Raw genomic sequence first — 15,086 nt, 5'->3', positions numbered from 1 at the left:
CGCGGGACGTATGACGTCCCAGGGCGGCCGCTTCAGAGCCCGAGCGGCTCGGGGGCGGGCCGTCCCGACGCGGCACGGGCCCGCGCCGCGGCCTCCAGCAGCCGCTCCAGCTCCTCGGGGGCCGTGGTGTTGCACGCCAGGTCGTGCCCGACCTTGCCGGCGCCGTGGTGGTCGCTGGAGCCGGTGACGACCAGGTCGAGGTTGCGCGCGATCGCGCGCAGCGCGTCCCGCGCACCGGCGTCGTGGTCCTGGTGATCGACCTCGAGGCCGACCAGACCGACGTCGGCGAGCTCGGCGATGGCCGCCTCGTCCGGCGTGCGGGTACGCCGGCGCCCCCACGCGTGGGCGATGACGCTCACGCCGCCCGCCTCGGTCACCACGCGGATCGTCTCGCGCAGCGGGGCGGCGTACCGGTCGACGTACCCGGGCATGCCGGGGTTGAGGAAGCGGCGGAACGCCTCGTCACGGTCCGCGACGACGCCCGCGACCACCAGCGCGTCGGCGATGTGGGGGCGCCCGCTGGCCGCCGCGTCACCCGACACCCGGGCGACGTCGTCCTCGGTGAGCTCGACGTCGACCGCGCGCAGTCGCTCCAGCACCGCCGGCACCCGCGAGGACCGACCCTCGAGGACCCGGTCGAGCAGGCCGACCAGGGGCGGGTACGTCGGGTCGGGCAGGTAGGCCAGCAGGTGCACGCCCCGCCCGTCGAGGCGGGTGCTGACCTCCATGCCGCGCACCAGTGCCAGCCCGGCGTCGGCTGCGGCACGGGCCGCCTCGTCCCAGCCCTCGGCGGTGTCGTGGTCGGTCAGGCCGAGGACGTCCACCCCTGCCGCGACCGCCGCGTGGACGAGCTCGGTGGGCGACTGGGTGCCGTCGCTGGCGCGGGTGTGGGTGTGCAGGTCCACCCTCATGAGGGCCCCCTCACCACGGCGGCGCCGGACCCGCGAAGGGCAGCTCGACCAGCGGCGGGCCCACCGGCGCGACGTCGCGCAGGATCCAGTCGTCGCGCAGCAGCAGCACCGCCGAGGCCGGCCGGACCACGATCCACAGCCACCGGCCGAAGGCCTCCCCCGCCACGACCGAGCGGTCCCACTCCCCGCTGGAGGCGCTGGTCGAGACCGACCACAGCGGCACCTGCTTCTGGTCCAGGCGCACCCGCACCAACGGCTGTCCCTCGAAGTGGCCCAGGCCGGGGTCGTCGTGGGGCGTGCCGGCCACCCGGGCACCCAGGCCCGTGCCGGGCTCCTCGCTGACGACCAGGACGTCCACGGGCCCGTCCAGCTCGCTGGTGCCGGTGACGCACGTCAGGGTGCCGCGCACGCGCTCGCCGTCGGTGACGGCGGCCAGGTCGCTCACCGACCAACCGGGGCTCAGCGGCCACGGGAGGTAGGTCGGGAAGCCGCGGGTGCGACCCAGGTGCGAGGCCAGGGCGTCGTACGACGCCGAGGCAGGGCGCCACAGGGCGTGGGTGGGGCCGTGCTCCGGGCACGACCAACCGCCTCCGGCCTCCGTCGCGATGGACACCACGGGGGCCGAGCAGCGGGAGCAGGCGGGCTGCACGGGCACGGGCCTACCGTACCGAGCCGGTCAGGTCCGCGGGGTGCTGCGCTCCACCAGCAGCTCGACCTGGGCCCGCAGGGCGGCGATCTCCGCGCGCAGCTCCTCGCGCTCCGCGGCCGAGCGCCGCTCGTCCTCGGCGTCGTCGGCGTCGGTGACGCGCTCGACCAGCCAGCTGGCGAGGGTGGCGGTGACGACACCGAGCAGGGCCACCCCGGTGATCATGAGCAGGGCACCCACGACCCGCCCGCCGGTCGTGACCGGGTACGTGTCGCCGTACCCGACGGTGGTCATGGTGGTGAGTGCCCACCACATGGCGTCCCCGAACGAGGTGATCGAGGCGCCCTCGGCGTACCGCTCGGCCTGCAGCGCAGCCAGCGCCGCGACGTAGGCGACGATGCCCGAGCCGAAGCCGACGTAGAGACCGACCCGGCCGCGCAGGCCCTCGGACGCCGAGCGGTTGAGCACCTTGACCAGCAGGACCAGCTGCAACGGCCGCAGGGCCGGCAGCAGCAGCACCGCCGCGTCGAACGCGTGCCGCCACGCCCAGCGGAAACGGTGGTCCGCCGCCACCAGCCGCACGACGAAGTCGACGATGAAGACCAGCCAGAGCACGCCGACGACCGTGGCGCACAGCGCCTTCCACCTCCCCGGCATCCCGGGGTCGAGGATCGGCAGCGAGTACGCCACGAGGAACACCAGCGCGGCGGCCGCGAGCGGCCACCGCGTCCAGCGCTCCCAGGTGCTGCTGGTGGGGGTCCTCACGGGACCGGTCAGTCGGCCTTCGCGTCGGGTCCGGGCCAGTTCTTGTCCGGCTGCGGGGTCGGGCGGCCGGGCTGCTCGCCGCCGCGCGCCTCGAGGTAGTTGTCCTTCGGCACCATCACCTTGCGGCGGAAGATGCACACGACCTTGCCGTCCTGGTTGTAGCCGATGGTCTCGACGTGGACGACGCCGCGGTCGTCCTTCGAGGTCGACTCCCACTTGTCGAGCACGGTCGTCTCGCCGTACAGCGTGTCACCGTGGAAGGTCGGCGCGACGTGGCGCAGCGACTCGATCTCGAGGTTGGCGATCGCCTTGCCGGAGATGTCGGGCACCGACATGCCGAGGAGGATGGAGTAGACGTAGTTGCCCACCACGACGTTCTTGCCGAACTGCGTGGTCTCCTCGGCGTAGTGGGTGTCCAGGTGCAGCGGGTGGTGGTTCATCGTGAGCAGGCAGAACATGTGGTCGTCGAACTCGGTGACCGTCTTGCCGGGCCAGTGCTTGTAGGTCGCACCGACCTCGAACTCCTCGTAGCTGCGACCGAACTGCACGTCTGCTCCTCTGCTCTGCTGCTGGTGACTGATGGGTAACAAGGTCCCCGCGTCATCCTGCCACGCGGAACCGGCCCGGAGGGGCTAGCGTCTCAGCACCATGAGCATGCCGCGCATCACCCTCCACCGAGCACTGGGGACGACCCTGGCCGGCCTCCTGCTGCTGCCGCTCGCGGCGTGCAGCGGCGAGGACGAAGTGGCCCGCGACCCGGGCACGGAGCAGGGACCGTCGTCGGAGCAGGACGTGGAGGCCCAGGAGCCCACCAGCGGACCCGACGTGGGCTTCGGGCCCGCCGACTACGCCTTCACCCTCCAGGTCTCGTGCTTCTGCCCGTACGCCGCCGTGCCCGTGCGGGTCACGGTCGAGGGCGACCGGGTCGTCGAGGCGGTCTTCGAGAAGGGCGGCGGACGCGGCGGCGCGAAGGCCGGCGACCCGGCACCGGAGTTCTTCGAGCTCACCATCGACGACATCATCGCCGAGGCGGAGGCCGCCGAGGAGGCCGGCGCCGCCCGGGTGGACGTCACCTGGCCCGAGGGTGGCGACTACCCGACCGAGGTCTACATCGACCGCGACGAGCGGATGGCCGACGAGGAGATCGGCTACACGCTCTCGGACGTGAAGGTGGTCGGCGAGGGTATCGGCGGCTGAGCATCGTGCCGAACCGGCGTATCAATACGCCGGCTCGACCCGTGCACCCCGGCCCCGAGACGCCGAACCGGCGCATCCTTCCGGAAGGACACGCCGGTTCGGCCCGGACCAGGTGGGGTGGATCAGCTGGGGTGGATCAGCTGGGGTGGATCAGCTGGGGTGGATCAGGTGGATCCGTCGGAGAGGCCTCCGGTCAGATCTTGTACTCCTTGAGGAGCTGGCGACCGATGATCATCTTCTGGATGTCGGAGGTGCCCTCGCCGATCAGCATGAACTTGACCTCGCGCATCAGCCGCTCGATCTCGTACTCCTTGGAGTAGCCGTAGCCGCCGTGGATGCGGAAGGCGTCCTCGACGACCTCGTTGGCGTACTCCGAGGCAACCATCTTGGCCATGCCGGCCTCGACGTCCATCCGCTCGCCCTTGTCCTTGAGGCGGGCGGCGCGGACCATCATCGTGTGCGCGACCTCGACCTTGGTCGCCATCTCCGCGAGGCGGAAGAGGACGGCTTGGTGGTCGGCGATGATCTTGCCGAAGGTCTTGCGCTGCTGGGCGTACTCGACGGCCAGCTCGAAGCCGCGCCAGGCCAGGCCGCAGGCGCGGGCCGCGACGTTCACGCGGCCGACCTCGACGCCGTCCATCATGTGGAAGAAGCCCTTGCCGGGCTCACCACCGAGGATCTGGTCGGCGGAGATCTTGTGGCCCTCGAGGACCAGCTCGGTGGTCTCGACGCCCTTGTAGCCCATCTTGTCGATCTTGCCGGGGACGGTGACGCCCTGGGCGGTCTCGCCGAAGCCGGCCTCCTTCTCGATGAGGAAGGTCGTCATGTTCTTGTAGACCGAGTCGCTGCCCTCGTCGGTCTTGACCAGGCAGGCGACCAGCGTGGAGGTGGCGCCGTTGGTCAGCCACATCTTCTGGCCGGTGATCTCGTACGACCCGTCGTCGGCCTTCGTGGCCTTGGTCGAGATGGCCGAGACGTCGGAGCCCAGCCCGGGCTCGGACATCGAGAAGGCGCCGCGCACGTCCCCGACGGCCATCTTGGGCAGGTACTTCTGCTTCTGCTCCTCGGTGCCGTGCTGCATGAGCATGTAGGCCACGATGAAGTGGGTGTTGATGACGCCGGAGACGCTCATCCAGCCGCGCGCGATCTCCTCGACGCACAGCGCGTAGGTCAGCAGCGACTCCCCGAGGCCGCCGTACTCCTCGGGGATCATCAGGCCGAAGACGCCGAGCTCCTTGAGCCCCTCGATGATGTCGGTGGGGTACTCGTCGGCGTGCTCGAGCTCGTTCGCGACCGGGATGATCTCCTTGTCCACGAAGGCCCGCACGGCCTTGAGGATCTCGGACTGGTCCTCGGTGAGGCCCTCGGTCGTGCACAGGCGGGTCATGGGGGTCCTTCCAGGTCGGCGAACGGACTGTTACCGGAGAGTAACCGACGGGCGGTGACCGCGGGAGGCCCGTTCGGGCCCGGGGCGGTGTGACGGCTCCTACACTGGTCGGGTCAGATCATGACAGGCGCATCGACCGACACGGGTGGTGGAATGGACGGGCCGAGACGGCCGTGGCTCGAGGCGATCGGCCTGGTCCTCGTCCTCAGCCTGGCGGCCACGGCGTTCTTCGTCTCCCGCCAGCCCACCCGCACGCAGCCGGTGACCGCGCCCGGCCAGTCCACGGCGACCCCCGGTGCGCGCCCGGCCCAGGACGTCGTCACCGGCGGCGACCCCATCGAGGGCACCACCGGCAAGCAGGGCAGGGGCTCGAGCGGTACGGCGGCGCTCCCCAAGCCCCAGCGGTTGCCCGGCGGCCTGCCGAAGCGGGCAAGCAGCTGTGTCGTGAGCACCGAGTCCTCCTTGGAGGTCGCCACCTTCAACATCCACTCGGGGTGGAACCGGGGCCGCAGTCGCCAGATGCTGCCGCAGATCGCGCGCGAGATGGCCGCGCTGGACGTGGACGTGTGGCTGCTTCAGGAGGTCGACAAGAACCGCGTGTGGAGCGGCCGGGTCGACCAGGCCGCCTACCTCGCCGGCCAGCTCGGGATGGAGTACGCCTTCGCCACCAACGTGCTGCGCCCGGGCGAGAGCCGCTACGGGACGGCCGTGCTGTCGGCGTACCCCATCAAGGAGTCGAGCAACACCCTGCTCCCCCGGCCGGCGGGCACCCAGCAGCGCGGCCTGCTCCGCGTCGTGGTGGAGCCGTTGCCCGGTCAACGGGTCAGCCTCTTCACCACGCACTTCGAGCACACCTCGCAGGACGCCCGGTTGACCCAGGCGCGCACGGTGGCGCAGGTCCTCGCCGACGACCCCCACCGCGTCGTCCTGGGCGGGGACCTCAACGCCCGGCCCGCCTCGCCGCCGATCACCACCCTGCGCGGGGTCGCGGCCGACACCTGGGCCACGGCCGGCCGGGGCGCCGGGCTGACCCACCCCTCGGCGAACCCGCGCAGCCGCATCGACTACCTGATGCACCGCGGTCAGCTGGGCGTGAACGTCGTGAGCACCCACCCGAGCCGGGTCTCCGACCACCGCGTCGTGCGCGCGTCCTACGACCTGACGCCGGGCGTGCCCGACGAGATCGTGGTGCCGCTCATCTGCTGACGGCGTGGGGCCACCGGCCTCAGACGCGCAGCATCCGCCGCAGCCGACCCCGCCAGCCGCGGGCGGCCCGCTCGGCGGCCTCGGCCGCCGCCCGGTCCTTGCGCCTGCGGTGCGTGACGAGCTGGCGCGAGACCATCGTGGTGAGGGCGTCGACCGCCACCTGGGCGACCTGCTCCTCGGTGACCTCCTGCTCGTCGGGCGCGAAGGCCGAGTCGCGCGGCAGGAGGTCCTCGACGTCGCCGACCACGTGGTAGCCGCCGGCGCGCACGTGCTCGACGTAGCGACGCGACAGCTCCTCGCACCACGCCCGCTCGCTCTCCGGCAGCAGGATGGGGCGTCCCTCGGCCCCGCCGAGCACCTTCACCGAGAAGCCGCGCTTGCCCACGTCGCCGTAGACGTCGCGGCGCTTGAGGTCGTCGGGGATGCCCGCGTTGACCCGGCGCAGCACCTCGGCCTGCTCCAGGCGCAGCCCCCTGTTGGCCCGGCCGACCGAGGACTGGTCGAGCAGCCCGGCGTCGATCCCGAGCACGGAGCAGAAGCGCTCCAGCAGCAGCCCCTTGTCGGCACCCGGCGGCGGCACGGTGACGACGTGGATCCGCTCGGCCGGGACGTGCCGCGTCCACTTCTCCAGCACCGCGGGCAGGTCCTTCTGCCACCAGATCGGGGCGGGCGTGCCCTGCGTCTTGTGCAGGCGCGCGAGGTAGTCGGGGAAGGTCATCGCCCGGCCGGACTGCAGCCCCTGCTGCCACACCGAGGGGATCTGGCGACCGAGGTCGCGCGCGGTCACCACGACGTGCACCTCGCGGTCCGAGCAGGCCGCGAGCAGCCGCTGGATCTGTGCGTCCTCGGCCGGCGAGAAGGACTCCTCCGAGACCAGCGCCGCGCGGCCCTGCGCCGCGTCGAGGTTGCCGGGCAGGTCACGCAGGACCTCGCGGGCCTGCGCCGGGTCGTGGGGGCGGAACCGGTCGCGCACGTCGAGCATCAGCCAGTACGCCGCTCGGCGCTGCGTCGGGTAGACGTCGAGCCCGGCCTCGCGCAGCGCGTCGACGGAGCCGAGGAAGAGTCCCTGGAGGTACGACGTGCCGGTCTTCTGCAGACCGATGTGGAGGTAGAGCGGGCGGGTCACGCGCACACCCTAGGGGGCCGCGGTCTCCTCGGCGCCCGGCGCGTCCCCGGTGGGCTCGGCCGTGGGCTCACCGGTCGGCTCGGTCGGCTCGGCCGAGGGCGGGGCCGCATCAGCCTCGAAGGCGCGGACCTGCTTCTTGTAGGCCTTCTTCTTCGTCTCCAGGCGCAGCACGGTGCGCTGGCTCACCATCGTCCGGGACAGGCCGCGGTCCAGGGACAGCGAGGTCCAGGGCGTGATGCCGGCGCGGGACGCGAGCAGCACGGAGGACGTCTGGCCGGGCTCGAAGGCGTCGGGGCGGTGCCGCACGTAGGAGCCCGGGACCTCCGCGAGCTGCTTGGTCAGCCAGCGCTCCGGGGTCGTGGAGTCGGTGGTCCCGGTGACGACCTTGACGGTCACCCCGCGGCGGGCCGCGGCCAGCAGCTTGGCCGCCACCCGGCGTACGTCGAGGGAGGAGGTGCGCACCCGCAGCTCCTCACCGGCCGGCACGGCCTTCACGACGCCCTGGATGGAGCGGATGACGGTGCTGCGACCGCGCTGGGACACCGAGGCCGGGTCGTTGACGGTGGTGCCGGCCGAGAAGCTGATCACCGGCTCGCCGACGGTCTGCTCCGGCAGCGACAGCTCGACGACGACGGCGTCGTGGTCGGAGTTGAGCTCGCGGGTGCGCTGGGAGAGCACGGAGAAGGCCTCGGCGGGGCGCACCATGACGTAGTCGATGGTGGCGCCGTGGTGGTCCCCGGTGGGCTCGTAGCGTCCGGAGAGGTCGTAGACCGCGTTGAGGCGGGCCGCGTCGAGCAGCGCGCGGGGGTACTCCGAGGACTTGTAGTGACGGTTGAAGTCACCGCCCACGAGCACCGGGCCGCTGCCGCTGAGCTGCCCGACCAGCGCGCCGAGGCGCTGGATCGAGGGACCGAGCAGCTTGGTGGTGCGCGCCGACTTGGGGGCGATGTGCACCGCCACGACCGAGACCGTCTGCTTGCCGTCGATCGAGCGCAGGGTCACCCAGTTGGCGTAGCGCACGCCCCACATGACGTGCTGGCCCTTGCCGTAGCCCTGCTTGTTGCTGATCATCGTCGTCCCGCGGGCCTCGGGGACCCAGCGGTCGGTGCGCCACACCACCGGGTTGGCACCGGTGTACTGCCCCGGGGTGCGGAAGATGTCGTAGCCGGTCGGGGCGAGGTACTGCGGCTGGCGCATCGGGACCTCGTTGAAGGTCACGAAGTCCGGGCAGGTGCGGAAGACCTTGCGCAGGTCGGCCTTGAACTTCTTCAGCACGGTGCCGGACTTGATGTTGGCCTGCACCATCTCGACCGAGGTCACCGGCTCCGGGGCCGTGGTGGGCTCGGGCTCGGTCGTGGCGGTCGGCGCGGAGGTGGCCTTCGCAGGGCTGGCACTGGCGGTCGGGCCGGCGGTCGGGCTGGCGCTCGCGGTCGGGCTGCTGGTCGGGGTCGGCGTGGGGGTGTACGTCGTCGGGTCGGGCTCGCTCGCGCACCCGGTCGCCGCGGCGAGCGCGAGGTCCCCGGGGGCACCGCGCAGGCCACCCACGGGTCCGGCGGTGACCGCCAGCGCGGCGACGCCGGCGGTCGCCACGGCAGCACTCAGTCCGGTCGCCAGGGCCCCGCGCAGCATCATCTCGACTCCTCGTCTCGCAGCAGGCGAGGGCGCTCCGTGCGCCCTCGTCACAGGAATCACAACAGCAACACAGGCCACACGACAAGACGTGCGCGACAACTACAGACGTGTAATTCTCCGGCGCCCGCCCGCGCTCCTCACGAGCGCTCCTCACCAGGGCGATCGGCCTCGAGACGCAGCTCCTGAGCCAGGGCGTCGGCGAGGTGCACCGAGTAGGCGGTCGTCATGTGCTCGGAGTCGCGCATCGTCACGAAGCTGCCCACCACCGAGGGGCACCGGCGCCGCTCGCAGAACCACTTCTCGGCGTCGACGGTCTCCAGCCCCAGGCCCGCCGCCACGTCCATGAACCCGCGCTGCAGCTTCCGGGGGCCGCGCTCGGGCGAGAGCAGGCAGTCCCCGAGGTCGTCGGCGCGGGAGAGGCAGACCGCCTGCTCCCGCGGCAGCTTGGGGGTGTTGGCCAGCAGCACGACCCGACCGGCGCTCTCGGCGAGCTCGGCCAGCGCCACCTCGAGACCGCGGTCGACGGCGGCCGCGTAGGCCTCGCGTCCCTCGCCCTTGGTGACGACCTCGCCCGAGTCGACGTCCTCGACCGGGGCCAGCGGGGCGTTGGAGACCAGCACCAGGTCGGGCCGGAGGTCGCGCACGGTCTGCTGGGTGAACTCCACGAAGTCCTCGCAGGCCTCCCAGTGCCGGCCGGTCTCCGGGTCCAGGCGGATCGCGGCGTTGGTCGGGCAGCCGGTGTAGGCCAAGGTGTGGACGCGGTAGCCCAGGCGCTCCCCCAGGGCCCGCACGGCCGGGCTCCAGGCGCGCGCGTGCGAGTCCCCGGCCAGCACGATGGTCCGCTCGGCGTCGGGGTCGCCCTCGGCGCACAGCTGCCGGGTGCCCGAGCGGTAGTCGCACTCGCCCAGCGACGCGGTGTCGCGGCGGATGTCGAGCAGCCCCGGCACCAGACGACCGGGGATCGGCCGCCCGTCCTCCGCGGCCAGCACCGAGGCCTGCACCAGCGCCCGGACGGGGTCGCGGCTCAGGTCGGCGTCGGCGTAGTCGGCCGGCGCCACGGCCGGGTTGCTGCGGGTGGAGTCCACCCGGTGGTCGAGCCAGGTCTGCGAGGCGAGCACGCCCAGGGCGAGCACGGCGACGGCCGCGGGGTACATCGGCACCGCCCAGCGGGCGAGGTCCCAGCGGCTCCCCCGACGACGGAACGGCTGCTCCACCAGGTGGTAGGTCAGCCCGCTGAGCACCCCGATGACCACCACGCAGACCACGGCGGCCGCCGGCGACAGGCCACCGAGGTGGCTGCGCGCCACGATGATCACCGGGAAGTGCCACAGGTAGATCGAGTAGGACCAGTCGCCCACGACCTGCATCGGGCGGACGGACAGCCCGCGGGCCACCCAGGTGCGCTCCCCACCGGGCTGGGCGCCGGCGAGCAGCAGCAGGACGGTGCCGGCCACCGCGGGCAGCGCCACCACGCCGGGGACCGGGGAGGCCGGCGTCAGCACCAGCGCCGAGGCCACGACGAGCAGCAACCCGAGCACCGCGAGCACCCCCGGGCGCCGGCCCACCGTCGTACGACGGTGCAGGACGACGGCGAGCAGCGCGCCCGCTCCCAGCTGCCAGCCGCGGGTCAGCGTCGAGAAGTAGGCGGTGTCGGGCGAGGCGTAGGTCGCCCAGGCCGACCACGCGAGGGAGGCGAGCACCAGCACCGTCAGGACGTGCTGGACCGCGGTTACCGGGTCGCGGCGCCGGCGCAGCGACAGCCCGGCGACCACCAGCAGCAGCACCGGCCAGACGAGGTAGAACTGCTCCTCCACCGACAGCGACCAGTAGTGCTGCAACGGGGAGACCGGCCGCCCCTCGGCGAAGTAGTCGGTCTCGACCAGCGCGAAGCGGATGTTGGCGGCGAACAGCGCCGACCACCACGCGTCGGTGAGGATCTCCCCCACCCGCACGACTGGCAGGACCAGGGCGGAGATGCCGCAGGTGGCGACCAGCACGACCGTGGCTGCGGGGAGGATACGACGGGCGCGACGGGCGTAGAAGTCCACCAGGGCGCCGCCCAGCCCGGGGGCGTCGGGGCGCTCGCGTGCCCGCAGCAGCAGCCCGGTGATCAGGAAGCCGGAGATGACGAAGAAGACGTCGACCCCGAGGTAGCCCCCGGAGACCGCGTCGACGCCGAGGTGGGCGACGACCACGAGCAGGACCGCGACGGCGCGGAGGCCCTGGACGTCGCTCCGCATCGCTCCTCCGACTGGTTCAGGCTCAGGTAGACTCACCCGGTCATGTCGGACCCCAGCAAGCACCGCGCCCCGACCCCACGTGCCTCCCGGAGTCTAGTGCGGCGACTGGTGCCCGCGGTCATCGCCGTGGCGCTCGTGGCCGGTGGCGTCACCGCCGCCGGCGTCGTCGACCCGTTCGCCGAGGACCCTCCCGCGCAGCGCACGGTCGGCATGAGCATCAGCGGAGCGATGACCGCCGCGCTGCTCGAGGACGCCCCCCAGCCCGTCGTGGCGGGCCAGGAGCTGCGGCTCACCAGGGCCCGCAAGGCCGAGCTGCGGCGCCAGGAGGAGCAGCGCAAGGCGCGGCTGAAGGCCGAGCGGATCGCTGCCAAGCGGGCAGCACAGCCGTTCTCGTTCCAGATCGCCTCGTTCAACGTGCTCGGCAGCAACCACACCGGCCCCGGCGGGGCGCGGCGCAGCTTCCCTGCCGCCGGCACCCGTACCCCGCAGGGCGTCGGCGTGCTGCGCAGCCACGGCACCGACGTCATCGGCCTGCAGGAGGCCAAGCCCGACCAGCTCGGCACGATCATGCGGATGACCGGCTTCGCGGGCTACCCCGGCCCCGGTGCCGCCGACCCCGACAACACCGTGCTGTGGGACCCCAGCCGCTTCGAGCTCGTCTCCGGCTCGACCTTCCCGATCGTCTTCATGAACCGCACCCGTCCCCAGACGGTCGTGCGCCTGCGCGACCGGCCCACGCAGCGCGAGTTCTACGTCGTCAACATGCACCCCTCCGCCGGCCACGACGCCCGCAACACCTCCACCCGCGTGGCCGGGTGGCGGCGCGGGGTGGCCGAGGTCAACGCCCTGCGCGAGAGCGGGCTCCCGGTGTTCGTCACCGGCGACATGAACGACCGGGCCGCCTTCTTCTGCGCGTTCCTGCCCCCCACCGGCTTCGTCGCCGCCGTGGGCGGGAGCACGTCCGGCGGGTGCCGTCCGCCGGGCCGGATGCCCGTCGACTGGATCGTCGGCAGCCCCGACGTCTCCTTCAGCGGCTACGTCATCGACGAGTCCACGGTCAACCGACGCATCAGCGACCACTTCTACATCAGCGCGACGGCGACCGTCGCCCCCGCAGGCGACTGAGCAGGCTGCGCCTGCCCGCGGGGCGGTCCCCCGCACCCGCGCCGCGCTCGGCCTTCATGGCCCGCACGTCGCCGAGCAGGCCCGCGATCACCTCGGCCGCGGCGTCGGCGACCTCGGTGTCGCTCACCGTCTCCGGCGTACGACGCTGCTCGAGCGTCTCGGGGACCCGCAGCCACGCGGGGTCGCCGACCAGGTCCACGCCGCGCTCGGCCAGCAGGGCGACGGCGCGCTCACCGCGGGCCCGGCAGTCCTCGACCTGGTCGGGGTAGGGCCAGAACCGCTCCCCGCCGCGGGTGACCAGCCGCTCGTCGGCCAGGTAGGTGCGGATCCACACGCCCCGGTCGAAGGCGGAGCGGAAGTCACCGAGGTGGGCGTTGACGCGCCGCAGCAGCTCGGCCTCGACCACCCCCATCGACTCGTTGGGGAAGGAGCCGGACACGTCCACCGCCGTCGGGTCCAGGCCGACCACCCCGGCGAACCGGCGCCAGATCTCCTCGCGGTCCGCGGACCGGTCCAGCGGCAGCACGTGGGTGCGGTCGGCGGGCACCGCCTCCAGCCAGCGCTCCAGCACCAGGGAGAGGTCCAGGGTGCGCCAGTCCCAGATGTCCTGGGGGCTCTGCGACTCGCTGCGGCCGTAGTCACGCAGGGCGGTGGTGCTGCGGTTCTTCAGGCTCTCCTGCCAGCTGGCCGTGAACAGCCCCAGCGGCTCCCGGGCGGTGAGGACGACGTGCACCTCACGGCCGGTCGCCGCCAGCTGCTCGACGAACGCCTGCGCCTGCGCCGTCGAGGCCGCGGCGAAGAACTCGTGGGAGACCAGCACGTCGCCGTCCCAGGCGGCCACGTCGGCCAGCACCCGGGCCATCGCCTCGTGCTCGCGCTCGGGCCGCCGCTTGCGCTCCGGCTCCTCGCGCACCACGCGCGAGACCCACAGGTGGTCGCGCCGCTCCCGACCGGGCAGCAGCAGCCCCTGGGCGGCCACGGCGTCGCGCTGGCCCCACAGGATCGTCTGCAGGTAGGTCGTGGCGGTCTTCGGCAGCCCGAGGTGCAGGAAGGCCCGCTTCGTCACCGGACTCCCCGGGTCACAGGGCGTCCTGAAAGGCGGCGATCGCCGCGTCCACCCGCTCCTGGTCACGCTGGGCCATCGGCACCAGCAGCTCCTGCACGACGTCGGCCAGCTCGGCCAGCCGCAGGTTGTGCCGGCGCAGGTCGGCGACCTCGCGCTCGAGGCGGGCCACCCGCTCGGCCAGCTCCTGGTCGCCACCGCCGGGCGCGACCCGCTTCAGTGCCTGCTTGAGTCCCTGCTTCATCGCCACTGCGCGACCACCTTTCCGACCGATCCCTTGCCGCCGTCCGATCCTCCACCGGGCGACTCCGACACGTCGAGCACGGTGCCGCCGTGCCGCTCCACGAGCCTGCGCACCTGCTGGGTGCGCACGGGCACCAGACCCGCTCCCCCGCGCCCCTTGCCGGTCCAGGTCTGGACGTAGAGACGCCCACCCCCGCGCAGGGTCATCGAGGCCAGGCGGCCCAGCGACTGCCGACCCAGGTCGTCGGTGGCGTCGAGCACGTGGCGGGCCAGCATCGCCCGCGGCCCGTCCCCGGACCGGCTGACCCGCGCGCCCTCGCTGAGCACCCAGCGCCACTCGTCGAGGTTCAGCCCGCGGACCTCCAGCGGCAGGTCCCGGCGTCGCGCGGTGCGGCGCGCCTTCTCCAGGCCCCGGGGGGCGAAGTCGTAGGCGGTGGTCGGGAAGCCCTGGCGGGCCAGCCAGAGGGCATCACGCCCCCGCCCGGCACCGACGTCGAGCACGGCGGTGCCCTCGGCCTCGGTGCGTCGCAGCTGCTTGGCCAGGGCCGAGGACCCCTTGGGGACGGGGCGACGACGACGCTGGGCGGCGCGGCGCTCCCAGTCCCGCCGGGCGTGCCCGGTGCCGCGGAACCACTGGTTGAGCACCTCGGTGGTCTCGCGGGGGGTCTCGAACTTGAAGGCCGGGTCCGGCACCTTCCAGGACGGGCCGTACATCGCCTCGAGGAGCTTCTCGGGGCGCGCGGGGGCGGGGTACTCACGCCCGCGCAGCGACACCGTGCCCAGCGGCAGCAGCCAGCCGCGCTCGAACGGGGTGCCGACCTCGCCCATGAGGTAGAGCCGACCACCGTCGAGGAAGCCGCCGAAGACGTCGAGGAAGCGGGTGGCGCCGTCGGCCTCGACCACGTCCACCCGGAAGGCCAGGCCGCTGTAGCGGTAGGTGCGGAAGCCCGCGGCGGCCACGACGCGCTGCAGCTCGAAGGACTCCCGGATCACGTCCACCGGGGTGGAGCGGGAGGAGACGTAGCCCAGGTCGGCGTCGGAGTCGTGACCGAGGAAGTCGCCCTCGCGCACGGCCCCGAGCAGCGTGCCGTACGCCGGGAACGCGGCCACCCCGGCGCCCCCGAGCACCTCGAGCAGCTCGGTCATCGCGTCCAGCAGCGGGTCGAGGTCCGCGGCGCTCCGCTCGGAGAACACCGGGCTGAACCGGTTGGCCTTGTCCAGGGCGATCGGGTGCCCCTGACGGTCCACGAAGTCCACGCGCCGGTCGTCCTGGCTGAAGCGGACCTCGCCGCTCCATACGTCGGCCCCGGAGACGTGGTCGCGAAGGGTGACCGCGCCCGTGCCCGACAGGTGCGGGCGCATGGCCGGCGGCCAGGCCACCGAACGGACCGGCCGGGCCGCCCCGCGACCCGGCTCGGTGTCGCGGCGTACCCAGAAGGACCAGATGCGGCGCCCGTCGAAGAGGACGTCGACGACCCGGTCCGAGCCGAGCACCACGAGCCCGACGCCCTCGGCGTCGACGCGACGCACACGCAGGTCGAGCAC

Annotated in this window: 14 protein-coding genes; 3 read left to right on the top strand and 11 right to left on the bottom strand. The window is 73.0% G+C overall.

What is annotated here, in order from left to right; genetic code table 11:
* Nucleotides 1-32: 32 nt before the first annotated feature.
* The 4 genes from BKA05_RS04255 to BKA05_RS04240 are packed head-to-tail and all read right to left on the bottom strand — an operon-like array spanning nucleotide 33 to nucleotide 2,870.
* Nucleotides 33-911, bottom strand: a complete 879-nt coding sequence (locus tag BKA05_RS04255; RefSeq protein WP_179530325.1) for a PHP domain-containing protein — start codon at nucleotides 909-911, stop codon at nucleotides 33-35.
* Between the two features lie 10 nt (nucleotides 912-921).
* Nucleotides 922-1,566 (bottom strand): DUF6758 family protein, encoded by a 645-nt coding sequence (locus BKA05_RS04250; protein ID WP_179530324.1) that lies wholly within the window; start codon nucleotides 1,564-1,566, stop codon nucleotides 922-924.
* Nucleotides 1,567-1,587: 21 nt separating this feature from the next.
* Entirely contained in the window at nucleotides 1,588-2,322 is a 735-nt protein-coding gene (locus BKA05_RS04245; RefSeq protein WP_218842270.1) for an ion channel, read from the bottom strand.
* An 8-nt stretch (nucleotides 2,323-2,330) separates the two neighbouring features.
* Entirely contained in the window at nucleotides 2,331-2,870 is a 540-nt protein-coding gene (locus BKA05_RS04240; protein WP_179530323.1) for a MaoC family dehydratase, read from the bottom strand.
* 100 nt (nucleotides 2,871-2,970) lie between these two features.
* Between BKA05_RS04240 and BKA05_RS04235 the strand changes: the two genes are divergently transcribed.
* Nucleotides 2,971-3,519: a DUF6174 domain-containing protein gene (locus BKA05_RS04235; RefSeq protein WP_179530322.1), complete on the top strand. Its 549-nt coding sequence runs from the start codon at nucleotides 2,971-2,973 to the stop codon at nucleotides 3,517-3,519.
* Nucleotides 3,520-3,712: 193 nt separating this feature from the next.
* Here BKA05_RS04235 and BKA05_RS04230 read toward each other — a convergent pair whose 3' ends face one another.
* Complete coding sequence (locus BKA05_RS04230) at nucleotides 3,713-4,906, bottom strand: acyl-CoA dehydrogenase family protein (protein WP_179530321.1); 1,194 nt, start codon at nucleotides 4,904-4,906, stop codon at nucleotides 3,713-3,715.
* Between the two features lie 153 nt (nucleotides 4,907-5,059).
* Here BKA05_RS04230 and BKA05_RS04225 point away from each other — a divergent pair, with 153 nt between their 5' ends.
* On the top strand, nucleotides 5,060-6,112 hold the full coding sequence (locus tag BKA05_RS04225; protein ID WP_179530320.1) for an endonuclease/exonuclease/phosphatase family protein: 1,053 nt from the start codon (nucleotides 5,060-5,062) through the stop codon (nucleotides 6,110-6,112).
* Between the two features lie 19 nt (nucleotides 6,113-6,131).
* Here BKA05_RS04225 and BKA05_RS04220 read toward each other — a convergent pair whose 3' ends face one another.
* From BKA05_RS04220 to BKA05_RS04210, 3 genes are all read right to left on the bottom strand, one after another.
* Entirely contained in the window at nucleotides 6,132-7,238 is a 1,107-nt protein-coding gene (locus BKA05_RS04220) for a hypothetical protein (protein WP_179530319.1), read from the bottom strand.
* Between the two features lie 9 nt (nucleotides 7,239-7,247).
* On the bottom strand, nucleotides 7,248-8,870 hold the full coding sequence (locus BKA05_RS04215; protein ID WP_179530318.1) for an endonuclease/exonuclease/phosphatase family protein: 1,623 nt from the start codon (nucleotides 8,868-8,870) through the stop codon (nucleotides 7,248-7,250).
* A gap of 137 nt (nucleotides 8,871-9,007) precedes the next feature.
* A complete protein-coding gene (locus BKA05_RS04210) occupies nucleotides 9,008-11,110 on the bottom strand; it encodes an acyltransferase family protein (RefSeq protein ID WP_179530317.1) in 2,103 nt (700 codons plus the stop codon).
* A 42-nt stretch (nucleotides 11,111-11,152) separates the two neighbouring features.
* Here BKA05_RS04210 and BKA05_RS04205 point away from each other — a divergent pair, with 42 nt between their 5' ends.
* Entirely contained in the window at nucleotides 11,153-12,235 is a 1,083-nt protein-coding gene (locus BKA05_RS04205) for an endonuclease/exonuclease/phosphatase family protein (RefSeq protein WP_179530316.1), read from the top strand.
* Here the strand turns inward: BKA05_RS04205 and BKA05_RS04200 are convergent.
* Genes BKA05_RS04200 through BKA05_RS04190 form a run of 3 tightly spaced genes read right to left on the bottom strand, consistent with a single transcriptional unit; the run spans nucleotide 12,198 to nucleotide 15,086 of the window.
* A complete protein-coding gene (locus BKA05_RS04200; protein ID WP_179530315.1) occupies nucleotides 12,198-13,301 on the bottom strand; it encodes a hypothetical protein in 1,104 nt (367 codons plus the stop codon). The two genes, BKA05_RS04205 and BKA05_RS04200, sit on opposite strands and share 38 nt — an antisense overlap.
* Before the next feature lie 13 nt (nucleotides 13,302-13,314).
* The gene (locus BKA05_RS04195; protein WP_179530314.1) at nucleotides 13,315-13,542 is read right to left on the bottom strand and encodes a DUF6752 domain-containing protein; all 228 of its coding nucleotides are present in this window, start codon (nucleotides 13,540-13,542) and stop codon (nucleotides 13,315-13,317) included.
* On the bottom strand, nucleotides 13,539-15,086 hold the full coding sequence (locus BKA05_RS04190) for a methyltransferase domain-containing protein (RefSeq protein ID WP_179530313.1): 1,548 nt from the start codon (nucleotides 15,084-15,086) through the stop codon (nucleotides 13,539-13,541). Before BKA05_RS04190 ends, BKA05_RS04195 begins: the two co-directional genes overlap by 4 nt.

This window comes from Nocardioides marinus (assembly GCF_013408145.1).
Classification (GTDB): domain Bacteria; phylum Actinomycetota; class Actinomycetes; order Propionibacteriales; family Nocardioidaceae; genus Nocardioides; species Nocardioides marinus.
The sequence above is the reverse complement of the archived record's forward strand: the minus strand, read 5'-3'. Positions and strand labels throughout refer to the sequence as shown.